The 21,467-nt window shown below is 65.9% G+C and carries 23 protein-coding genes; 6 read left to right on the plus strand and 17 right to left on the minus strand.

Annotated elements, in window-relative coordinates; translation table 11 throughout:
• Nucleotides 1-2 precede the first annotated feature (2 nt).
• Genes EGM87_RS07920 through EGM87_RS07930 form a run of 3 tightly spaced genes read right to left on the minus strand, consistent with a single transcriptional unit; the run spans nucleotide 3 to nucleotide 3,141 of the window.
• Nucleotides 3-542, minus strand: coding sequence for a glutathione peroxidase (locus EGM87_RS07920; RefSeq protein ID WP_044662512.1), 540 nt, complete (start codon nucleotides 540-542; stop codon nucleotides 3-5).
• 35 nt (nucleotides 543-577) lie between these two features.
• The gene (locus EGM87_RS07925; RefSeq protein ID WP_044662513.1) at nucleotides 578-1,303 is read right to left on the minus strand and encodes a VIT1/CCC1 transporter family protein; all 726 of its coding nucleotides are present in this window, start codon (nucleotides 1,301-1,303) and stop codon (nucleotides 578-580) included.
• A 59-nt stretch (nucleotides 1,304-1,362) separates the two neighbouring features.
• A complete protein-coding gene (locus EGM87_RS07930) occupies nucleotides 1,363-3,141 on the minus strand; it encodes an ABC-F family ATP-binding cassette domain-containing protein (RefSeq protein WP_044662514.1) in 1,779 nt (592 codons plus the stop codon).
• 138 nt (nucleotides 3,142-3,279) lie between these two features.
• Here EGM87_RS07930 and EGM87_RS07935 point away from each other — a divergent pair, with 138 nt between their 5' ends.
• Both EGM87_RS07935 and EGM87_RS07940 read left to right on the plus strand, forming a co-directional pair.
• Nucleotides 3,280-4,020 (plus strand): SIMPL domain-containing protein, encoded by a 741-nt coding sequence (locus EGM87_RS07935; RefSeq protein ID WP_044662515.1) that lies wholly within the window; start codon nucleotides 3,280-3,282, stop codon nucleotides 4,018-4,020.
• A gap of 100 nt (nucleotides 4,021-4,120) precedes the next feature.
• Nucleotides 4,121-5,386: a DUF445 domain-containing protein gene (locus tag EGM87_RS07940; protein WP_044662516.1), complete on the plus strand. Its 1,266-nt coding sequence runs from the start codon at nucleotides 4,121-4,123 to the stop codon at nucleotides 5,384-5,386.
• A 226-nt stretch (nucleotides 5,387-5,612) separates the two neighbouring features.
• Here the strand turns inward: EGM87_RS07940 and EGM87_RS07945 are convergent, their stop codons facing one another.
• From EGM87_RS07945 to acnA, 5 genes are all read right to left on the minus strand, one after another.
• Complete coding sequence (locus EGM87_RS07945; RefSeq protein WP_044662517.1) at nucleotides 5,613-5,966, minus strand: YbaN family protein; 354 nt, start codon at nucleotides 5,964-5,966, stop codon at nucleotides 5,613-5,615.
• The gene (locus tag EGM87_RS07950; RefSeq protein ID WP_044662518.1) at nucleotides 5,966-7,270 is read right to left on the minus strand and encodes a sensor histidine kinase; all 1,305 of its coding nucleotides are present in this window, start codon (nucleotides 7,268-7,270) and stop codon (nucleotides 5,966-5,968) included. Before EGM87_RS07950 ends, EGM87_RS07945 begins: the two co-directional genes overlap by 1 nt.
• 102 nt (nucleotides 7,271-7,372) lie before the next feature.
• Complete coding sequence (locus EGM87_RS07955; RefSeq protein WP_044662519.1) at nucleotides 7,373-8,038, minus strand: response regulator transcription factor; 666 nt, start codon at nucleotides 8,036-8,038, stop codon at nucleotides 7,373-7,375.
• 38 nt (nucleotides 8,039-8,076) lie between these two features.
• Nucleotides 8,077-8,415 carry a hypothetical protein gene (locus tag EGM87_RS07960; RefSeq protein ID WP_025551820.1) on the minus strand — a complete coding sequence of 113 codons (339 nt, stop codon included), beginning with the start codon at nucleotides 8,413-8,415 and terminating at the stop codon, nucleotides 8,077-8,079.
• A 229-nt stretch (nucleotides 8,416-8,644) separates the two neighbouring features.
• A complete protein-coding gene (gene acnA / locus EGM87_RS07965; protein WP_025551821.1) occupies nucleotides 8,645-11,314 on the minus strand; it encodes an aconitate hydratase AcnA in 2,670 nt (889 codons plus the stop codon).
• Nucleotides 11,315-11,729: 415 nt separating this feature from the next.
• Here acnA and EGM87_RS07970 point away from each other — a divergent pair, with 415 nt between their 5' ends.
• Complete coding sequence (locus EGM87_RS07970; protein WP_044662520.1) at nucleotides 11,730-11,996, plus strand: hypothetical protein; 267 nt, start codon at nucleotides 11,730-11,732, stop codon at nucleotides 11,994-11,996.
• A 21-nt stretch (nucleotides 11,997-12,017) separates the two neighbouring features.
• Here EGM87_RS07970 and EGM87_RS07975 read toward each other — a convergent pair whose 3' ends face one another.
• From EGM87_RS07975 to EGM87_RS08005, 7 genes are all read right to left on the minus strand, one after another.
• Complete coding sequence (locus EGM87_RS07975) at nucleotides 12,018-12,221, minus strand: DUF5818 domain-containing protein (protein WP_044662521.1); 204 nt, start codon at nucleotides 12,219-12,221, stop codon at nucleotides 12,018-12,020.
• 3 nt (nucleotides 12,222-12,224) lie between these two features.
• Nucleotides 12,225-12,413, minus strand: coding sequence for a DUF1328 domain-containing protein (locus EGM87_RS07980; protein ID WP_025551823.1), 189 nt, complete (start codon nucleotides 12,411-12,413; stop codon nucleotides 12,225-12,227).
• A 77-nt stretch (nucleotides 12,414-12,490) separates the two neighbouring features.
• Complete coding sequence (locus tag EGM87_RS07985; protein WP_044662522.1) at nucleotides 12,491-13,405, minus strand: copper resistance protein B; 915 nt, start codon at nucleotides 13,403-13,405, stop codon at nucleotides 12,491-12,493.
• Nucleotides 13,402-15,168, minus strand: coding sequence for a copper resistance system multicopper oxidase (locus tag EGM87_RS07990; RefSeq protein ID WP_044662523.1), 1,767 nt, complete (start codon nucleotides 15,166-15,168; stop codon nucleotides 13,402-13,404). The genes EGM87_RS07985 and EGM87_RS07990 overlap by 4 nt, the downstream gene beginning before the upstream one ends.
• Before the next feature lie 30 nt (nucleotides 15,169-15,198).
• Nucleotides 15,199-15,780: an RNA polymerase sigma factor gene (locus EGM87_RS07995; protein WP_025551829.1), complete on the minus strand. Its 582-nt coding sequence runs from the start codon at nucleotides 15,778-15,780 to the stop codon at nucleotides 15,199-15,201.
• Complete coding sequence (locus EGM87_RS08000) at nucleotides 15,777-16,232, minus strand: periplasmic heavy metal sensor (protein ID WP_025551831.1); 456 nt, start codon at nucleotides 16,230-16,232, stop codon at nucleotides 15,777-15,779. Before EGM87_RS08000 ends, EGM87_RS07995 begins: the two co-directional genes overlap by 4 nt.
• Before the next feature lie 20 nt (nucleotides 16,233-16,252).
• A complete protein-coding gene (locus tag EGM87_RS08005; protein WP_044663174.1) occupies nucleotides 16,253-16,531 on the minus strand; it encodes a hypothetical protein in 279 nt (92 codons plus the stop codon).
• A 201-nt stretch (nucleotides 16,532-16,732) separates the two neighbouring features.
• Here EGM87_RS08005 and copC point away from each other — a divergent pair, with 201 nt between their 5' ends.
• The gene (copC, locus tag EGM87_RS08010) at nucleotides 16,733-17,125 is read left to right on the plus strand and encodes a copper homeostasis periplasmic binding protein CopC (RefSeq protein WP_044662524.1); all 393 of its coding nucleotides are present in this window, start codon (nucleotides 16,733-16,735) and stop codon (nucleotides 17,123-17,125) included.
• 5 nt (nucleotides 17,126-17,130) lie between these two features.
• Nucleotides 17,131-17,979, plus strand: coding sequence for a copper homeostasis membrane protein CopD (gene copD / locus EGM87_RS08015; protein ID WP_044662525.1), 849 nt, complete (start codon nucleotides 17,131-17,133; stop codon nucleotides 17,977-17,979).
• Between the two features lie 274 nt (nucleotides 17,980-18,253).
• Here copD and EGM87_RS08020 read toward each other — a convergent pair whose 3' ends face one another.
• Nucleotides 18,254-19,252, minus strand: a complete 999-nt coding sequence (locus EGM87_RS08020; protein WP_044662526.1) for a 2-hydroxyacid dehydrogenase — start codon at nucleotides 19,250-19,252, stop codon at nucleotides 18,254-18,256.
• Between the two features lie 118 nt (nucleotides 19,253-19,370).
• Between EGM87_RS08020 and EGM87_RS08025 the strand changes: the two genes are divergently transcribed.
• Nucleotides 19,371-19,841, plus strand: a complete 471-nt coding sequence (locus tag EGM87_RS08025; protein ID WP_044663175.1) for an SH3 domain-containing protein — start codon at nucleotides 19,371-19,373, stop codon at nucleotides 19,839-19,841.
• Nucleotides 19,842-19,847: 6 nt separating this feature from the next.
• Here EGM87_RS08025 and EGM87_RS08030 read toward each other — a convergent pair whose 3' ends face one another.
• Nucleotides 19,848-21,368 (minus strand): peptide MFS transporter, encoded by a 1,521-nt coding sequence (locus EGM87_RS08030; RefSeq protein ID WP_044662527.1) that lies wholly within the window; start codon nucleotides 21,366-21,368, stop codon nucleotides 19,848-19,850.
• Between the last annotated feature and the right edge of the window lie 99 nt (nucleotides 21,369-21,467).

Here is a 21,467-nt window from a genome sequence, read left to right on the forward strand (position 1 = left end):
CGCTATTTCGCCAGTTCCGCCTCTATGGCCGCGATAAGCCCGGCATCGTCGGGCGCGGTCGAGGGCGCGAAGCGGGCGGCCACGCTGCCATCCTTCGCGATCAGGAACTTCTCGAAATTCCAGAGCACTTCGGGTTCGGGATTGGGCGTGATGCCATAGCCGATCAGCTTTTCGCGGAACTCGGCCCCCTCCCCCTGCGAACTCGGCTGCGCGCCGGTCAGCGCTGCGTAGAGCGGGTGCTTTTCCGGCCCGGTGACGACGATCTTCTCGAACATCGGGAAATCGACGCCGAAATTGGTCGTGCAGAAGGTCGCGATCTCTTCATTGCTGCCCGGTTCCTGCGCACCGAAGTCATTGGCGGGGAAGCCGGCGACGACCAGCCCCTTGTCCCTATAGTCGCGATAGAGCTTTTCCAGCCCCTCATATTGCGGAGTCAGGCCGCATCGGGAGGCGACGTTGACCACCAGAACCACCTTGCCCGCATAGTCGGCCAGGCTGGCGTCGGCACCCTTGATGGTCTTGAGCGGGATTTGCTGGATCATGGCATGCTCTCCTTGCGAATGGACGGCTTCCCCCATCATATGGCGGCGCCGAAGAGCTTGCCTACCCCGGAGGTCGCAAGCATCGCGAAAACGCCCCAGAAGACGACGCGAGCCACCGCCCGCGCTACCCCGCCGCCACCCAGGCGGGCGCCGACATAGCCAAGCACCGCAAGGCACAGCAGCGACGTGACGGCGACGGCCGCGATGGCGTGCGACGGATTGGCGACGGCGGCCAGCACAGGGGCGACCGCGCCTGCGGAGAAGGTCGCGGCGGAGGTCAGCGCCGCCTGGACGGGCCGCGCGGTGCTGATGTCGGAAATGCCCAGTTCGTCCCGCGCATGGGCGGCGAGCGCGTCGACATTCATCAACTGCGTCGCCACCTGGCCCGCGAGGTCAGCCGTCAGGCCGCGATCGACGTAGATGTCGCGCAATTCCTCCCATTCCACATGGGGCTGTTGGGCGAGCGCCTTCTTTTCCTTGGCCAGATCGGCGCGTTCCGTATCGGACTGGGCGCTGACGGACACATATTCGCCCGCGGCCATCGACATGGCGCCCGCCACCAGCGCGGCGATGCCCGACAGAAGGATGGTATCCCGCGACGCCCCCGACGCAGCGATGCCGGTGAGCAGGCTGGCGGTGGAGACGATGCCGTCATTGGCGCCGAGAACGGCCGCGCGCAGCCAGCCGACGCGGTTGACATAATGGACCGCATGATGGCCGTCGATCATGTCATTGTCCTGCATCGTCGCGGATTGTTCCATGCGCCTGTCCCCTTTTTCCGCTATCTGGCTACCAGATGAGGAGGATGGCGCAAGGCATTCTAGGTACCCAGCCCTTCCGCCTTTTCCGCCAGTTCCAGCCAGCGTTCCTCTGCGGCTTCCTTTTCGGCGCGAGCCTTTTCGATCGCCTTGCTGAGCAGGTCGAACCTGCCGGGATCGCGGCTGTAGAGATCGGGATCGGCCAGCGCTTGCTCATCGCGGGCAATGGCCGCCTCCATCTCCTCTATCCGCTTGGGCAGCAGGTCGAAATCGCGCTGGTCCTTGTAGCTGAGCTTGGTCGACGCGCTTTTCGGCGGGGGCGGCGCCGCAGCCTTCTTCTCTTGCCTGGGCGCGTTCTTCGGCTGGCGCTTGGCGGCCCAGTCCGCATAGCCGCCAACGATCACGTCGACGGTGCCGGAGCCGTCCAAGCCAAGCGTGACCGTCACCGTGCGGTCGAGGAAGTCGCGGTCGTGGCTGACGATCAGGACGGTGCCCTCATAATCGGCAATGACTTCCTGAAGCAGGTCGAGCGTTTCGAGGTCCAGGTCGTTGGTCGGTTCGTCCAGCACCAGCAGGTTCGATTCGCGGGCGAATTCGCGGGCGAACAGCAGCCGTGAGCGCTCGCCGCCCGACAGGGTGCCGACGCGCGCCTCCGCCAGCGAGGGGTCGAAGAGGAATTCCTTCAGATAGCCATGGACATGCTTGCGCGTGCCGCGCACGTCGATCCAGTCGCCGCCTTCGGCCAGAACGTCGCGCACGCGCCTGTCGGCCTGCATCAGGCTGCGCTGCTGGTCGATGAAGATCATGTCGAGCGATTTGGCCTGACGGACCTGTCCGCTGTCGGGCGCGAGTTCACCGGTCAGCAGTTTGAGGAGCGTGGTCTTGCCCGCGCCATTGCCGCCGACGATGCCGATCCGGTCGCCGCGCTGGATGCGCAGCGAGAAATCCCTGATGACGGTGCGGTCGCCGAAATTCTTCGTGACATGCTCAGCGGTGATGACGCTTTTCGTCTTGTTGTCGTCGCTGGCGACGGCGATTTTCGCGACACCCTGCGGTCCCACCATGGCGGCGCGCTGGGCCCGCATTTCGTGGAGCTTGGCAAGGCGGCCCTGGTTGCGCTTGCGCCGGGCGGTGACGCCGCGTTCCAGCCAGTGCGCCTCGATCTTGAGCCGGGCGTCGAGCTTCTCTGCGGCGCGGGCTTCCTCGGCATAGACCGCTTCCATCCACTGCTCGAAACCCCCGAAGCCGATCTCGTTGCGGCGGATGCCGCCACGGTCCAGCCACAGCGTCTGGCGCGTGAGGCGCGTCAGGAAGGCGCGGTCGTGGCTGATGACGATGAACGCGCCATTATAGCGGCCGAGCCAGCCCTCCAGCCAGTCGATGGCGTCGATGTCGAGATGGTTGGTCGGTTCGTCCAGCAGCAGCAGATCGGGTTCGCTGGCGAGGGCGCGGGCGATGGCGGCGCGGCGGCGTTCGCCTCCCGAAGCGGTCGCGGCCTCTCGGTTGAGGTCCGTACCGAGCTGGCTGGCGATGGCGTCCACCTCATGCGCGGGCGGCGCGAACTGGCCCGCCAGCGCGAAGTCGCGCAGCGTGGCGAAGCCGGAAACGTCAGGGTCCTGCTCCAGCATGATGACGCGGGCGCCCGGACGGACGGAGCGCGTGCCCTCGTCCGGTTCGATCTGGCCGGCGATCAGTTTCAGCAGCGTGGTCTTTCCCGCGCCGTTGCGGCCGATCAGCGCCAGCCGATCCCGATCCCCGACGAAAATGTCGAGATTGCGGAAAAGCCAATGGGTGCCCTGGGACAGGCCAAGATTTTCGAAGGAGAGAATGGGAGCCGCCATGGCCGTGCAGCTAGGGCTTTGGCGCGCCTGGGGCAAGGGGGGGAACCGGAAGCTGTCTGACGGCTTTCAACGCATGTCAGCGTCCATTCATCGCAGCCGTCACAATGTCGCTGCATCGCTTCTTGAGGAGAAAGCCCTGTGAAATCCACGTTCGCCCTGATGGCATCCGCTGTCGTTGCCGCCGCCGCCCTGCCCGTCGCGGCCGCTGCGCAGACCAGCGTGACCATCGCAGAAACCGCGCCGGTCGTGACGTTGAACGTCACCGAGACCGTGGAGGCGGCGCCCGATATGGCGACGGTGGGTACCGGGGTCCAGACGCGCGCCCAGACCGCCGCGCAGGCGATGCGCGACAATGCGGTGCAGATGGACAGGCTGGTCGCCGCGCTGGTGAAGGCGGGCATTCCGAAGAAGGACATCCAGACCAGCGGCATCAATCTGAGCGCGCAATATGACTATAGCAACCGCGACGGCCAGCCCGCCGGGCCGCGTTTCATCGGCTATGAGGCTTCGAACCAGCTATCGGTGAAGCTGCGCGACATCAGGAAGGTGGGAACCCTGCTCGACACGATGGTGGAGGCCGGAGCGACCAATGTGAACGGGCCGAGCTTCTCGATCAGCGATCCCGCGCCGATGCTGGCGCAGGCCCGGGCGGCGGCGTTGAAGACCGCCAGGGCGCAGGCCGATTTCTATGCCCAGGCGGCAGGTTATCGCTCGGCAAGGCTCGTCTCGCTGGCGGAGAGCAACAGCGGCGGGCAGCCGCCCATGCTGGTGATGGCAGCGGCCCGGTTCAAGGCGGACTCAGCGCCTGCGACGCCGGTGGAGCCGGGACAGGTTGGGTCCTCGGTGACGCTGACGGTGCAATATGCGCTGGAAAGATAAGGTGGCGGGGCGCCCTTCGGCCAATTGCCGGCCGTCCATCCCCTTCCCCGGAAAAGAAGCGCTTGCCTGAACGAAACGGCGGCGTAACCGTTAGCTGGTCATGAAGATGCTTGCTCCGCCCCGGCCCGCCGTCGCCAGCCCTGTCCATCCGGCGCGGCGCATGCGGACGGTGGCGACGGGCATGCTGCTGGTCATGGCGGCGCTGTTCCTGGCGGCGCGGGCGACGGCGCACCTCCACCCCGCCATCGGCTTCGTCCAGGCCTTTGCCGAGGCGGCGATGGTCGGCGGACTGGCCGACTGGTTCGCCGTCACGGCCCTGTTCCGCCACCCGCTGGGCCTGCCGATCCCGCATACCGCGATCATCCCGCGCAACAAGGATCGAATCGGGGATACGCTCGCTTTGTTCCTGCGCGACAATTTCCTTACGCCCGCCGTGGTGGCGCGGCGGATGCAGCGGCTGGACATGGCGGCCGCCGCGGGACGCTTCCTGTCGAGTCCCTCCAGCGGCGACGGCAGGCTGCGCGAGGGCGCGTCCCGGCTCGCCGCCGATATATTGGAAGCGCTGGACCAGGAACGGCTGGGCGGCATGGTGAAGGGCGCCATCGCCCAGCGCCTGCGCGCCATGAACCTTGCCCCCCTGATCGGGCAAGCGCTGGAAGCCGCGATGCGGGACGGGCGCCACGCCCCGGTGATGGACGGCATCATCCTATGGGCGGATCGCACGCTGGAGGCGAACGACCATTTGATCCGGCAGATGGTGCATGACCGGTCGGGCAAGATAATGCGCTGGACCGGCCTTGACGAAAATCTGTCCAACGCGATCATCGACGGGCTGCGCAAGCTGCTGGCCGACATGGCGCAGGACCCGGCCCACAGCCTGCGCCTGAAGGCCGAGGAGGGCCTGACGAAGCTCGCCGCCGACCTGCAATTCGATCTGGAGATGCAGGCGCGCGTGGCGCGCATCCGTGACGAGGTTGTCGACAATCCGGCAATGCAGCGCTGGATCGATGGCCTGTGGGAACAGGCGCGCGGCGGGCTGTTGCGCGCGGTGCGCGATCCCGGCAAGGCGATGGCGGGGCGTCTAGGCGAAGCGCTCCATCAGCTTGGCGCGACCTTGCAACAGGACGCGCGGCTACGGTTCCTTATCAACCGCTTCGTGCGGCGTGCCGCCGTGGGGGCGACGGCAGCCTATGGCGATGCCATCGTCAAGCTGGTCAGCGAGACGGTGCGCGGATGGGATGCGGGGACCGTCACCAGCCGGCTTGAGCATGCGGTCGGCCGCGACCTGCAATATATCCGGGTCAACGGCACGCTGGTGGGCGGGCTGGTGGGACTTGCCATCCATAGCATCGATACGCTGCTGTAGAAAATGCGGGATTGGCGGATGAGGGCCAGGGACGGACATAAGAGCACGGTTCGGGGCGAGCCCTGTCGAAGCCCTTCGCCTTTCTCCTGAAATGACCTCTCTCAAGAAGAGCTGAAGCGCCCTTCGACTGCGTGCAAGGCCGGCGCTCAGGACAGGTTTGACGGGCTCAGGGCGAACGGGGGAAGAAAAACGGCCTGCCCGCTTTCTGCGCGGATAAGGTCGCGCTTCAAGCTTCGGGCCGCGTCCATATCCATGTCCCGCCGATCGCAGCGGCCGCCGCAGGGACCAAGAACCACGGAAATGGCGAAAATATGAGCGCCAGCACCATGCTGAAAGCAAAAGCCGCCAGCGCCGCCTTCTTTCCTCGCCGGCTGATCGCGCCCTTTTCCCGCCAATGCCGGATATGCGGGCCGAAATGGCGGTGCTCCAGCAGGCGCGCCTCCAGCGCCGGGCTCGACCGCGCGAAGCAGAAGGCCGCCAGGATCATGAACGGCACTGTCGGCAGGAGCGGCAGGAAGGCTCCGACCGCCCCTACCCCAAGCGACAGGAAACCGCAGGCAAGATAGAGATGCCGCCGCATCAGGCCGCGGGCAGCCGCAGCCGGACCAGCACTCCGCCCAGATCGTCGCTTTCCTCCAGCGCGACGGACCCGCCATAGATTTCCGCGACGTCCCGCACGATGGCGAGGCCAAGGCCTGTTCCCGGCTTCCCCGAATCCAGCCTTACGCCCCGGTCGAAAATGCGCGTGCGGTCTGCCTGCGGAATGCCCGTGCCGTCATCCTCCACCAGGATTTCGACCATCGCCCCCTTGCGCCCTACGGTCGCGAACACGCTGCCCCCGCCATATTTGGCGGCGTTCTCGATCAGGTTGCCCAGCATCTCGTCCAGGTCCTGCCGTTCGACCCGCACGGCGGCTTCCTTGTCGCCATCCATGTCGATGCGGACTTCGGGATAGAGCCGCTGGACGGCCCTTTCCACCGCATCCAGGCTGGCCCATACTTCCGCCCGGCTCTGCGCCGCGCCGCGCCGTCCGACCGCGCGCGCCCGCGCCAGATGGTGGTCGACCTGCCGTCGCATCGTCGTCGCTTCCCGGATGACCGTATCGCCCAGATCGGGCGATTGCGCGGTCGCGGCGTTCATGATCACGGTCAGCGGCGTCTTGAGTGCATGGGCGAGATTGCCCGCATGGGTCCGCGCTTCCTCCGCCTGCCGCTCATTATGAGCGAGCAGGGCATTCAGTTCCTCGACCATGGGCAGCACCTCGGCGGGCATCGGCTCGGTCACGCGATTCTTCTCGCCCGCGCGCATCCGCACGATTTCATGCCGCACCTTGCGCAGCGGCCGCAGCCCGTAAATGGTCTGCAACGTCGCCAGCACGATCAGCCCCAGCGCCAGCAGGGCAAAGCTCTCGAACAGGGTCGATCGCAGCGTCTTGATCTGCGCGTCCAGTCCCTCGCGCGCCTGCGCCACCATGAACATCCAGCGCGTGTCCGATCCGGGCAGGATGATGCTGCGTTCCATCACGCGCAGGTCTTCGCCCGGAAACTGGTTGCTGTCATAGATGTGCGGGGCGTCGTCATGATGCTCCGGATTGACCTTCAGCGCCCGGTCCCACAGCGAACGCGACCGCCAATCCTCATGCCCCTTGCCGCTGATCTGGTAATAGATGCCGCTATTGGGCTCCAGGAAACGCTGGTCGGCAGGCTCGCGGTTGAACAGCACCTCTCCGTCCGGCCCGATCTCGGCCGACGCGATCATGGCGGTCAGGACATAGTTCATGCCGTCGTCGAAATTGCGCGTGATCGCGTCGGACAGCACCCGATCCAGTGCCAGCCCGCCGCCCAGCAGCAGCAGGCTGATCCACAGCGCCGCGATGCCGATCATGCGGCGGCTGAGCGATCCGGTCGAGCTAACTTGCGGCTGGTCAGTCAAAGACGCAAAAGCCTTTGTTTCCGTTCGCCCGAAGCCCGAACGGAAGATGAGCGATTACCGCCCCGGTTCATCCAGGCTGTAGCCCAGGCCCCGGATCGTCGTGATGACGTCCGCGCCCAGCTTCTTGCGGATGCGGGTCACGAACACTTCGATCGTATTGGAATCGCGGTCGAAATCCTGATCGTAGATATGCTCGATCAATTCGGTGCGGCTCACCACCTTGCCCTTGTGGTGGAGGAGGTAGGACAGCAGCTTATATTCCTGCGCGGTGAGCTTCACCGGCTCGCCCTTCAGCGTCACCTTGCCCGAGCGCGTATCCAGCCTTACGTCGCCCGCCGTCAGTTCGCTCGACGCATTGCCCGATGCGCGGCGGATCAGCGCGCGCAGGCGGGCGATCAGTTCCTCGCTCTGGAAAGGCTTGGCAAGATAATCGTCGGCGCCCGCGTCCAGCCCGGCCACCTTGTCTGACCAGCTGTCGCGCGCCGTCAGCACCAGCACCGGGAAGCTGCGTCCCTCCTTGCGCCAGCGGTCCAGCACGGTAAGGCCGTCGATGGTGGGCAGGCCGAGATCCAGGACGACCGCGTCATAGCTTTCGGTCGCACCCAGAAAATGCCCGTCCTCGCCATCGTCGGCCAGATCCACGGCATAGCCCGCGCCTTCCAGCGTGTTGCGGAGCTGTTGCCCAAGGCTAGGTTCATCTTCGACGATCAGCAGACGCATATGGCCCCGTTTCTGTTGTTATGCCCGACGCGCGCCTGTCAGCGCGCCCAGCCGATTATATCGCCCGTGCGACCGTCCGCATCAACCCATAGCACCTTGCCGTCCTTCACATATTTCAGGCGGTATCGATTGGTGGACGGGTTGAATTCGCTGCCCAGATAGGTGGCGCCGCCCATGGCGGCATCCACCCGGCGCTTGATGACGGAAAATGGCATGACCTGCCCGTCCAGCATCGCGCGGCGCGCGGCATCCTGCTCATCGCGCTGGCTGCTGGCATAAGCGGAAGGATTCGCGGCGAAAAGCACCGCCATGGCCCCCAGGCCTGCTATCAGTCTGAACCGCTTCATTTCCATGACCTTGGCATAGCCGGGAGCCATTGAACAGGTGGTGAATGACGATGAAGGGTGGGTAGCGCGCGTTCCGCCTGCCGCCCTCTTCCTGGGGCGCACCCTGCCCTGCCCGCGCAGGAGCCCGACACGGTCGATGATGGGGATTGACCTGAAAGCGGCCATGCGGCGGCTCTTGCGATCTCGGCCTTGCCTCCAAAGGAAAAGGGCTCCCTCCTTATGGAGAGAGCCCTTTTCATCATCCTTATGCGTTGGCCGGTCAGGCGGCGAGCTTGCGCAGCACATATTGGAGGATGCCGCCGTTCAGGAAATAATCCAGTTCGTTGACGGTATCGATGCGGCAAAGCGCGGTGAAGGTGAAGGTGGAACCGTCCGCGCGCTTCACGATCACTTCGACATCCTGGCGCGGCTTCAGGCCGGCGACATTCTGGATGGTGAAGGTTTCGTCGCCGGTCAGACCGAACGTGTCCTTGTTCTGGCCGTCCTTGAACTGGAGCGGCAGCACGCCCATGCCGACCAGGTTCGAACGGTGGATACGTTCGAAGCTCTCTACGATGACGGCGCGCACGCCCAGCAGGTTGGTGCCCTTCGCCGCCCAGTCGCGCGACGAACCGGTGCCATATTCCTTGCCGCCGATGACGACCAGCGGGGTGCCGTCGGCCTTGTGCTTCATCGCCGCGTCGTAGATCGGCATGACTTCGCCTTCATAGCGGGTCATGCCGCCCTCGACGCCGTCCAGCATCAGGTTCTTGATGCGGATATTGGCGAAGGTGCCGCGCATCATGACCTCGTGATGGCCGCGGCGCGCGCCGTAGCTGTTGAAGTCGGCCTGCGCCACCTGACGCTCCTGCAGCCACTTGCCCGCCGGGCTGGTCGCCTTGATCGAACCGGCCGGGGAGATGTGGTCGGTGGTGATCGAGTCGCCGAAGATCGCCAGCGGCTTGGCCTCCACGATGTCGGTGACCGGCTTCGGGGTCATGGTCAGGCCCTCGAAATAGGGCGGGTTGGCGACATAGGTAGAGCCGGCGCGCCAGCTATAGGTGTCCGAACCGGTGACGTCGATCGCCTGCCAGTGGGCGTCGCCCTTGTAGACATTGGCATAGCGCGCCTGGAACATCTGGCGGTCCATGCAGCCCGCCATGGTCGAGGCCACTTCGTCGTTGGTCGGCCAGATGTCCTTCAGGAACACCTGCTGACCGTCCTTGCCAGTCCCGATCGGCGTGGTGATGAAGTCTTCGACCACCGTGCCCTTCAGCGCATAGGCGACGACCAGCGGCGGCGAGGCCAGGAAGTTGGCGCGCACGTCGGGCGACACGCGGCCCTCGAAATTGCGGTTACCGGAGATGACGGCGGCGGCGACCAGGCCGTTTTCGTTGATCGCCTTGCTGATCGGCTCGGCCAGCGGGCCGGAGTTGCCGATGCAGGTGGTGCAGCCATAGCCGACGAGGTTGAAGCCGACGGCGTCGAGATGCGACTGGAGCCCTGCCTTTTCCAGATAGTCGGTGACCACCTGCGAGCCAGGCGCCAGCGAGGTCTTGACCCAGGGCTTGGGCTTCAGGCCCAGTTCGTTCGCCTTCTTGGCGACGAGGCCCGCGGCGACCAGGACGCCGGGGTTCGAGGTGTTGGTGCAGCTGGTGATCGCGGCGATGGTGACGTCGCCGTCGCCAATGTCGAAATCCTTGCCCTCGACCGGAACGCGCGCCTGGGCCTTCTTGTAGACCTTTTCCATGTCGGCGTTGAACACATCGTCCACTTCCGGCAGAGAAACGCGGTCCTGCGGGCGCTTCGGCCCTGCGAGGCTGGGGACGACGGTGCCGAGGTCCAGTTCCAGCGTGTCGGTGAAGACCGGTTCGACCGATGGATCGATCCAGAAGCCCTGCTCCTTGGCATAGGCTTCGACCAGGGCGATATTCTCTTCGGTGCGGCCGGTCAGGCGCATATAGTCGAGCGTCTTGTCGTCAATGCCGAAAAAGCCGCAGGTCGCGCCATATTCCGGCGCCATGTTGGCCAGCGTCGCACGGTCGGCCAGCGACAGGGTGGCAAGGCCGGGGCCGAAATATTCGACGAAGCGGCCGACCACGCCACGGGCGCGCAGCATCTGGGTGCAGGTGAGGACAAGGTCGGTGGCGGTGACGCCTTCCTTCAGTTCGCCGGTGAAGCGGAAGCCGACGACTTCGGGAATGAGCATGGAGACGGGCTGGCCCAGCATCGCGGCCTCAGCCTCGATGCCGCCCACGCCCCAGCCCAGCACGCCCAGGCCGTTGATCATGGTGGTGTGGCTGTCGGTGCCGACGCAGGTGTCGGGATAGGCGACGGTGACGCCGTCGGGGCCTTCGCTCGACCAGACGGCCTGCGCGATATTTTCCAGGTTCACCTGATGGCAGATGCCGGTGCCCGGCGGCACGGCGTAGAAGTTGGCGAGCGACTTCGAACCCCATTTCAGGAAGTCGTAGCGCTCCATATTGCGCTGATATTCGATTTCCACATTCTGTTCGAACGCCTTGGGCGTGCCGAATTCATCGACCATGACCGAGTGGTCGATGACGAGGTGGACGGGAACCTGCGGGTTGATCTTGCCGGCGTCGGCGCCCAGCGCGGTCATCGCGTCGCGCATGGCGGCCAGGTCGACCACGCAGGGGACGCCAGTGAAGTCCTGCATCAGCACGCGGGCGGGGCGATACTGGATCTCCCGCTCCGCCTTGCCCTTGTCATTCTGCCAGTCGACGATCGCCTGGATGTCGTCGGTGGTGACGGTGACGCCGTCCTCGAAACGGAGCAGGTTCTCCAGCAGCACCTTCATCGAGAAGGGCAGGCGCGAAACGTCTCCAAGCTTCGCGGCCGCCTTCTTCAGCGAATAATAGGCGATGTCCTTGCCGCCGACCTTCAAAGTGTCGCGCGTGCCGAGTGTGTCCTGTCCGATGGCGGTCATGAGTCGTGCGTCTCCTCGCAGTTGCCCGGCCAGGAGCAGGCAGGATGACGCTATTCCACCAGAGGCTCGCCGGACGGCGAAAAAAGACCGGACGGCAAGGTGGCGGGATGCGCCCCAACTCACGGCCGAAGCGGATATGTCCCGATGCGCGCCGCCATAGCGCCTGCGCGCCTCAAGTCAAATGCGAAGGCGCGAAAATGGGACGGTCCTCGATAATCTTTCTTGTAGACGCGGTCCTCCGGGGCGGGATACATTGGGTTGCAGCCGCGTTCTGGTGCAAGGAGCGGGCTTTGCAGAGATGATAAAGGGTCGCTCGCTCTGACGTTCGTCGTTGCATCAATGCTGATGTGAAGCTCGGGGGAAATTTCCGAATTTTACGTCGATGCCGAGATATATGTCTGAGGAGGAAGAGACGATGCGCCCAGTTTCCAGCCTCGCGACCGGCAAGTCTTTCGACCCGGCCTTAAGGGGTTACATCATCCACTATCATCCGGGGGAAGCCAATCACTGCCCCAGTTGCGGCCGCAGCCAGTGGATGGTCGGCCGGCTGATGGCCGAATGCGCCTATTGCGAAACCGCCCTGCCCCTGGAGAACAACCGTGGTTTCGGAGCCTGCGCCCGTTTCGTCAGCACGCATGACGTCATGGCGTCCGGCGATCCGCGCGACTCGATCAATCCCTGATCGGAGGAGGGCTGCGCGCCGTCAGGCCGCGGCCACCCCCTCCACCTCCACTATGCCGTCGCCGGCATAATAGCCCTGAACCCGCACCCGCTTTTCCACATGGTCGACGGGCACCCGCAGCAACACCAGGCGGAAACTGCCGCCCAGATCGCGCTGGAGCAGAAAACCCGCCTCGTCGCGGACCAGCCGCCCGGTTTCATCCACTCCAGCACCGATCTCCGTCATGGGTCATCGGTCTATCGCGTTCTTGATCCCCTTGCCAGCCATCAGGCCAAGGACGAGGAAGATGACGAACAGTGCGATCGCCAGCACGAACAGGAACTTCGCGATACCCACGAAGGCGCCCGCCGCGCCGCCGAAGCCCAATATGGCCAGCACGGCGGCGATCACGAGCGAAATAATGGCCAGACGGATCATGCGACACTCCTTCCGGTGAAAGACCTGCTCCTTCCAACGGATGGCGGGACCGCCGGTTCCTGACCGCGGTCAGGCGATCAGAACCAGAAGCGCACGCCCATCACCAGGCTCGTCGTTGCAGCCCGCTCTCCATCCCGCCGGGTGAAGCGGGCGGTGTCGCCCAGCTTGCGTTCCCAGTTGACCCCGACATAGGGCGCGAATTCACGCGCGAATTCATAGCGCAGGCGCAATCCCAACTCGATGTCGGAAAGACCCGAACCGATGCCGAGTTCCGGCACGTCCTGCGCCGCGAGGTTGATCTCCACCGCCGGTTGCAGGATCAGGCGCTGGGTAATGCGCTGGTCGTAGCTGCCCTCCAGCCGCAGATGCGCGTCGCCCTTGTCGGACAGAAAGGCCTGCGCGCCGACCTCGAACCAATAGGGGGCGAGGCCCTCTATCCCCACCACCGCATAAGTCCGCTGCGGATCGGGGCGAATGTCGTGGCGGACGCCGGCTTCCAGGTTGAACCAGGGATCGATGGCGCGGCTGTAAAGCGCCTGCACCTCCGCGCTTTCCAGCGGGCCGCCGAATTCGCCCTCTCCTTCGGTCTTGAAGGCGAAACGGTCGATGTCGCCGCCTATCCAGCCCTCCCCTTCCCAATGATAGCCGTCGGCGCCCCTGCCCATGCGATATTCGAGCCGGTCGAGCATCAGCCGGGAGAAGGTCATGCCGCCGCTTTCCTTGAGCATGGCGGCACGGGCGCGCGCCATTTCGGCGGGGTTGTAAAAGGCTTCCGAGGCATGATCGGACGGCATGGGAGGGGCTACCCCCTCGGGCGCGCCGTCATCGGGCGCGGGCTGGCCGTGACCGGCATGGGCGTCCCCGGCAGGCGGATGGTCGGAATGATCCTCCTGCTGCATGGCGCCGTGGTCCATCCCGCCATGATCCTGCGCCCAGGCCGGCAAGGCGCCGGAAGCGAGCAGCAGCGCGGCCAGGCAAACCGGCGCCTTCATGCCGCGTCCCCCGCGTGCCGCACGGTCACGACGCGCATCATCCCCGTGTGCATGTGCATCAGCATATGGCAGTGAAAGGCCCAATCGCCCAGCGCGTCGGCGGTAAGGTCGAAACTCACCTTTCCCCCCGGCAGCACGTTCACCGTGTGCTTGAGCGGATTATGGTCGCCCGCGCCAGTCACCAGTTCGAAGAAATGGCCATGCAGATGGATCGGGTGCGGCATCATCGTGTCGTTGATCAGGTTGACGCGCACCCGCTCCCCATGGCGGAAGGGAATGGGGTCCGCCCCATCCGACAGCTTCACCCCGTCGAAGGACCACATATAGCGCTCCATGTTCGCGGTCAGGTGGATGTCGAGCGTCCGGGTCGGCGGACGCCTGTCCGCATGGGGAGTCAGCGATTTGAGATCGGCATAGGTCAGCACGCGATGGTCGACGGTCTCCAGCCCCGTCGGGCGGTCGGCGGTCCTGTCGGCCGGCATGGGCGAGAGCGTCGCGACGCCGGGCCCCATCTTCACCTGCGGCGCCACCGACCTGTCGCGCATCTTCATCGAATGGCCGGCCATGCCTTCATTGGCGGGCTGGCTGAGATCGATGACTCCGCCCTGCCCCATGTCCATTCCGGACATGTCCATGCCCATGTCCTTCATGCCCAGCAGCGGTCGGGCGCGCAGCGGCGGCACCTCCGCCGCAAGGCCCATGCGCGGCGCCAGGGTCGCCCGAACGAGGCCCGATCGGTCTATCGCTTCCGCGATCAGGGCGTAGGGCTTCGCTTCCCCGGGCTGCACCACCACATCATAGGTTTCCGCGATGCCGATCTGGAACTCGTCGGTCTCGACCGGCTGCACATGCTGGCCGTCGCACTGCACCACCGTCATCGGCAGGCCCGGCAGCCGCAGGTTGAAGTTGGTCATGGCCGCCGCATTGATGATGCGCAGCCGCACCCGCTCGCCCGGCGTGAAGAGGCCGGTCCAGTTCTCCGCCGTGCCATGGCCGTTCACCAGAAAGCTGTAGGTCGATCCGGTGATGTCGGATATGTCGGTCGGGTCCATCCGCATGGCGCCCCATTCCATGCGCTCCTTCGCGTTCTGGTCCTTCCCGGCCAGCAGCCCCGCCAAGGTCTGCTTCTGCATGTTGAAATAGCCGCCCATCTGTTTGAGGCGCTTCAGCAGGACGTGCGGGTGGACCGGGCTCCAGTCGGACAGGATGAGGACATGCTCGCGCGTGGCTTCCACCGGATCGGTTCCCGCCGGATCGATCACGATCGGCCCATAATGGCCGACGGCCTCCTGCATGCCGGAATGGCTGTGATACCAGTAGGTGCCGGACTGCCGGATGGGGAATTCATAGGTGAAGGTCTCGCCGGGGCGGATGCCGGGAAAGCTGATCCCCGGCACCCCGTCCATCTGGAAGGGCACGATCAGGCCGTGCCAGTGGATCGACGTATCCTCCCGCAGCCGGTTGGTGACGGACAGGCGGACATTCTGCCCTTCCTTGAGGCGGATGAGCGGCGCGGGCAGCGTGCCGTTGATCATCACCGCGTGCGCCGAACGCCCGCCGGTCGAAAAATGCCCCTCCGCCACGGTCAGGGCGATGGCCTCGCCGCTCAGCACTTCCGGGGCTGGGGCCGGGGCCGGGGTCAGGCCGGCCGTTCCGCTCCGCGCCCAGGCGGGGAAAACCCGGCTCAGCGCCAGCGCGCCGCCCAGTCCGCCAAGATTGCGGACGAGGGTGCGGCGATCGACATCGGGAAGGGTGAAGGCCATGGACAGCTCTGCAATAAGGACGGTTTCCCCCTATACGCGGCCCGTCGCCCCATCCCTCAATCCTTCGGCCAATTTGTTGCGCGCCCTGTAGAGGCGTGTTTCGACGGCTTTCTCGCTGATGCCCAATATCTGCGCCGCCTCCGCCTGGCTCATTCCCTCGATGGCGCGCAGAACCAGCACGTCCTTGAGATTGCCGGGCAATGCGGCGATGGCTGCATGGATATGCGCCAGCTCCGCCCGGGACTGGACAGCCTCCTCCGGCGTCGGCATGCCGTCCGCCACGGCGCCTGCTTCCTCGATCGGCCGGGCGAAGGTGAAGAAGCGCCGCACCGCCCGCCGCCGCGCCCAGTCACGGCATTTATTCACCGCGATCCGCGCGATCCACAGCCGGAAGGGCCGCGCGCCATCATAGCGGCCAAGCGCGGCGAAGGCGGAGATGAACGTCTCCTGCGTGATGTCGAGCGCCTCCGTCGCATCGCCCGCATGTCCCCGCGCCAGACGGAACACGGCGTCGCGATGGCGGCGCATCAGCTCGCCATAGGCGCTCTGCTGCCCGGCGAGCGCCAGCGCGGCCAGCTCTGCATCGCCGCGTTCGGTGAGCGACGGGCTCACCGCTCCGGCGGGACGGGGGCTGGCCGGGTCAGCGCCTTGACGATGGCGGCGTCGAACTGCGCCGCCTGATCCGGCCGCAGCACGGCGCGCATCGCGAAGATATGCTTCAGCGTCTCCTTCTGAAGCATGCCCATGACGTGATGCGACCGGTCGACGGCCTCGGCCACTTTCGGGCCATAGCCATGCTCCGCCGCGATCGCCTGCGCCAGTCGCGCATTGTCGGCGCGCATCTCCGCCTCCATGGCCTCGCGCCGCCTCGCGAAATCAGCCTCCAGCGCGTGAATGCGCCGTTCCTGCGCCGCATCCAGTTCCAGCTTCTGGTGGATCAGGGCATGAACCTCGCTTTCGACGCGCGGTTCCGGCGCGATCCAGGCCCGCGCCACCAGCACCGCCGCCAGCGCCGCTGCAAAGGCGACCAGCGCGACCAGCCCATAGCGTGCGGTTCCCCTCATGCCCTTACCCCCCGCATGACTCACTGCCCCAGCAGGCGGGAGGGTGCGTAATCCGACATGCCGATGATGGCGGGCCGGGACGCCGCCTGCGCCGGGCTGCCGGGCACCACGCTGCCGATCCACCCGATGCCGACCGCGACGATCCCCGCCAGCGCGAGGCTGCGCCGCGCCACGGCCCGTTCGCGGCGCGAGACGACGCCTGCCATCACCGCGTCCTCCAGCCTTTCCAGACGCGGATCGGCGGGGGCGTTCCGCATCTGGGCGGCCACCTGGCCCAATAGCTGATCGAGGTCGCTCATCACTTTCACTCCACATAGCGGCTTCAAGCCGGCGGGCATCATCCGCCACGCCGGAAATCACCACAAACACCATGTCCTGTCGCCTGCAATACGCAGGGCGCTTACCGACCCCTCATGCAAAAATTCCTGCGCTCCAGTCGAGGGGTCGGAAAGCGCAATGCGTAATGGTCCGTAACCGCAATCTATCGGGAGCCTATCATCATGCGTCGCAACCTGTTCACCCCCGCCATGCTGGCCGCCGCCTTCGGCCTTGCCGCCCTCCCCTCCGCAGCGCTGGCGCATCCGAAGCTGCTTTCCTCCAGCCCGGCGGCGGACGCCACCGTCTCCAAACCCACCCGGCTGACGCTCAGCTTTTCCGAAAAGCTGCTCGCGCCCTTGAGCGGCGTGGACCTCACCATGACCGGCATGCCGGGCATGGCCGATCATGCGCCGATGCCGATCAAGGGCTTCAAGACAGCGGTCGACGGGGACGGGAAGACCATGATCGTCACCCTGCCCCGGGCGCTGCCGGCCGGCAGCTACGACCTCAACTGGCACATCGTCGGCGCCGACCAGCACAAGATCGCGGGCAAATACAGCTTCTCGGTCAAATAAGGTCGATGGACTGGCTTCTCGTCACTGCCCGTTTCGCCCTGTACGCCGATCTTGCAGCGCTTGCCGGCCTGCCGCTGTTCTGGTGGAGCATGGGCGGAAGCGCGCGGCGCGGGGCGATCGGCGCGCTGGCGGTGGCCGGGCTTGCGCTCTCCGCCCTGTGGCTGCTCGCCAGCGCGGCGGCCATGGCGGGAACCCCGTTCCTGCCCCCCGACTGGGGCGTCGTCGGGATATTGCTCAAGGAAACGCCGCTTGGCATGGTGCTGGCGGTGCGGGCCGTCGCGCTGCTGTCGATCCTGCCGCTGCTGCTCCGGCAGGGCGCCGGATGGAACGCCGCCCTGGCCCTGCCCGCCGCCATCGCCGCCGCAACCCTGGCCTGGTCGGGCCATGCCGCCGCCAGCGAAGGCCTTGCCGGCAGCGCCCACCGCATCGCGGACGCGCTGCATATGCTGGCCGCCGCCGGATGGTTCGGTGCGCTGCTGGCCTTGCTGCATGCCGTGCTGTCGGGAAGGGAGAGCGGACGAACCGCCCATATGCTGGAGCGTTTCTCCCTGTTCGGCACGATCTTCGTCGCGACGCTGATCCTGACCGGCGCATTCAACGCAGTGATGATCGTCGGTATAGCCCAACTGCCCGCGCTTCTGCATGGCCTTTATGGCTGGCTGCTTCTCACCAAGCTGGCGCTGTTCGCCGGCATGCTGCTGCTCGCCGCCGCCAATCGCTGGTGGTTGACGCCGATGCTGGAGAGGAACGGAGGCGTTGCCCATCTGCGCCTGTCGCTGCTGGCGGAAACCAGCCTGGCGGTCCTCATCCTGGGACTGGTCGCGGCGCTTGGGACCCTGGATCCACTGGCTTGAAATGTGGGTGATGAGGGGAGGATTGGGATTGGCGATTTCAAGACCTTCCTTCTCCTTGAGGGAGAAGGATGGAAGCCTTGGCGACGAAGGAGCCTGGGCTGATTTAGAGGAGGGAAGCGGGCTTGCGGTCCGCGCGATCCGTTGGATCGCGCTCCCCTCACCCAGCTACGACCAGGCAGCAAGCTGCCAAGTCTGCGCAGCCCTCTCCCTCAAGGGAGAGGGATAAGGTGGGCGTCAGATTACCACCCATTTCCCCGTCGCACCGGCGGTTGCTTCAGACCCAACCTTCCAGCACCTGATTGGGCGGCCGGTGGCCGTCGACCCAACTGCGGATATTGGCGATCACCCGTGCCCCGGTGGCGTCGCGCCCTTCGATTGTCGCGGACCCCATATGCGGCAGCAGCACCACATTGGAGAGGTCCAGCAACCGGGCGTCGACCGCCGGTTCATGCGTATAGACGTCCAGCCCCGCCCCTGCGATCCGTCCTTCCGCAAGCGCCCCGATCAAGGCCGGTTCATCCGTGATCTCGGCTCGCGAGGTGTTGATCAGATAGGCGTCGGACCGCATCAGCGCGATCCGCCGGGCGTCGATCATCCCGCGGCTGTCGGCGTTGAGCGGGCAGTGGATCGACACGATGTCGCTGCCCGCCAGCAGAGACTCCAGATCGCCATGCCAGTGCGCCTGCAATTCCTGCTCCACTTCGAAGGGAAGGCGGTGGCGGTTGTGATAGGCGATGGAAAGGCCGAAGGCCGCCGCCCGGCGCGCGACCGCACGGCCGATGCGGCCCATGCCGATGATGCCCAGCTTCTTGCCGCCGATGCGGTGCCCCAGCATGCCCGACGGGCTCCAGCCGGTCCACGCGCCAGAGCGCACCAGCTTCTCCCCCTCCGCCAGACGGCGCGGCACCGACAGGATCAACGCCATCGTCATGTCGGCGGTGTCTTCGGTCAGCACGCCGGGCGTGTTGGTGACGATGATCCCCTTCTGCCGCGCGGCATTGAGGTCGATATGGTCGACGCCGCTGCCGAAGCTGGCGATGAGTTGCAGCCTCTCCGGCGCGGCCTCGATCAGCGCGGCGTCGATCTGGTCGGTGACGGACGGCACCAGCACGTCGCATTGCGCCATGGCGCGGGTCAGCGCGGCGCGATCCATCGGCACGTCACCGATGTTGAAGACCGTATCGAACAGATCGGCCATGCGCGCCTCGACATTGGGAGGCAGGCGGCGCGTAACGATGACGCGCGGCGTGGCGGGGCGCGGTTTCTTGGCCATGTCTGGCCGCTATTCCCCGTGAGGACGATGGTCAAGCGCTTATCCATATCCGCAAGAGAGCGGTTGTCGGTCATGGCTGCGAGCGGCTATGGTCCGGCAGTCAGGCAACGGGGACGATATGGGCATGAAGGGCTATCTGGGCGCGGGCATGATCGCGGCGCTGTGCTGGGCGGGCGGGGCATGGGCCGCGCCTGCGAAGCCGGTGCCCTATTGGGCGTCGCTGACCCAGGCCGAGGCGCGCATGCGCGTGGGCCCCAGCCTCGATTACCCGTCCAACTGGGTCTATCGCCGCCGCGACCTGCCGGTGAAGGTGGTGCAGGTGCTGGGCCTGTGGCGCAAGGTGGAGGATTCGACCGGCACGCAGGGGTGGATGCATGTCCGCCTGCTGAGCGACACCCCCACCGCCATCGTCACGGCGGACATCGCTCCGATGCGCGATTCCCCCAGCGAGGACGCCCGCGCCCTGTTCCGCGCGCAGAAGGGCGTGGTGGGGCGGCTTTCCTCCTGCGGCAAGGGCTGGTGCGCCTTCGACGTAGGGGGGCAGAAGGGCTTCATCCGCGCCAGCGACATATGGGGCGCGACGGGGTAGCGCCGCTCACTCGCCCTCTTCGTCGAACCGGTCGGCGTGCATCAGCCGCTTCACCAGCGGCGCCAGCGCCATGACGACCAGCCCCGCACCGACCGACCACCAGCCGATCCTGCCATAGACCGCCAGCACATCGCCGCGGGAGGCCGCGCCGCCCTCTCCGCCCGTCGCCGCCGCAATCAGCCCGGCGGCATATTCGCCCAGCGCCATGGCCAGGAACCAGATGCCCATCATCAGGCCGATCATCCGCGACGGCGCCAGTTTCGACATGGCGGACAGGCCGACAGGGGACAGGCAGAGTTCGCCCAGCGTGTGGCAAAGATAGAGCAGGAAGATGAACAGCACCGGCGTCAGCGTGCCGGGCGCGCCGGTCCCCGCCACCAGGATCAGGAAGCCCGCGCCCACCAGCGCCAGCGCAATGCCGAACTTGGCAGGAGTGGAGGGTTCCCACCCCCGCTTCGCCAGCCAGATCCACAAGCCCGCCATCACCGGTCCGAACATCAATATATAGGCGGCGTTGACGGACTGGAACATCGAGGCAGGCACGTTGAAGCCCCAGATGTTCCGGTCCGTATAGCGATCCGTGAACAGGCTGAGCGACGATCCCGTCTGTTCGTACAGGCCCCAGAAGAGCGGGTTGATGACCAGCAGGAACAGCGCCGCCAGCATCCGGTCGCGGCCGATCCGCTCCATCCGGCCGAACGCTTCCCAGAGGATGTACAGCACGACGGCGACGCTTGCCGCCGCCAGCATCCAGCCGACGATCACATGATTCTGGATCAGGAACCAGCACAGCGCGATGAACGCCAGGCTGGAGAGATAGACCAGCCATTCGCGGCTGAGGATGCCGCCGACACGCTGCCTGAGGCGCTCGGGATCGCGCGGCTCGCCCTTGCCCTGAAGCAGCGGCCTGCACAGCATGAAGCCGATCACGCCCGCGATCATGCCGACCGACGCCGCGCCGAAGCCCCAGTGCCAGCCCCATGTCTGGCCCAGATAGCCGCAGATGACCGGGCCTATTGTCGCACCCAGGTTGATGCCCATGTAGAAGATCGTATAGGCCGGGTCGCGTCGCATGTCGTCGCGCGGATAGAGCTGCCCCACCAGTGCCGAAACGCTGGATTTGAGGAAGCCCGTACCCGTGATCACCGTCGCCAGGCCGAGCCAGAACAGGCCAAGGCCCATGGCCCCCGCATCGTCGCTTTCCATGCCCAGGATGATGTGCCCGGCGGCGATGACGACACCGCCGAACAGCACGGCCTTGCGCTGGCCGAGATAGCGGTCCGCCAGATAGCCGCCCATCAGCGGCGAGATGTAGATCAGCGACATATAGGCGCCATAGGCGTAGCTGGCGTCGCGATCGGAAAAGAGGAAATGCTGCGTCAGATAGAAGATCAGCAGCGCACGCATGCCGTAGAAGGAGAAGCGTTCCCACATCTCCACGAAGAACAGCAGGAACAGCCCACGCGGATGGCCGAGCCAGGTCCTGCCCGCTCCTGCCCCGGCGGGCGTTGAAATGGAGGTCGCCATCCGGCCCCTTATCCTATCTTGTTGCGGGCCCTGCGAAACGCATCCCTTGTCGCCGCCAGCCTAGAACCGAAATTATTCGTCTGTCAAAGAGCGGCCCTG

It is taken from the genome of Sphingobium sp. RSMS (genome assembly GCF_005406185.4).
In the GTDB taxonomy this organism is placed as follows: Bacteria; Pseudomonadota; Alphaproteobacteria; order Sphingomonadales; family Sphingomonadaceae; genus Sphingobium; species Sphingobium fuliginis.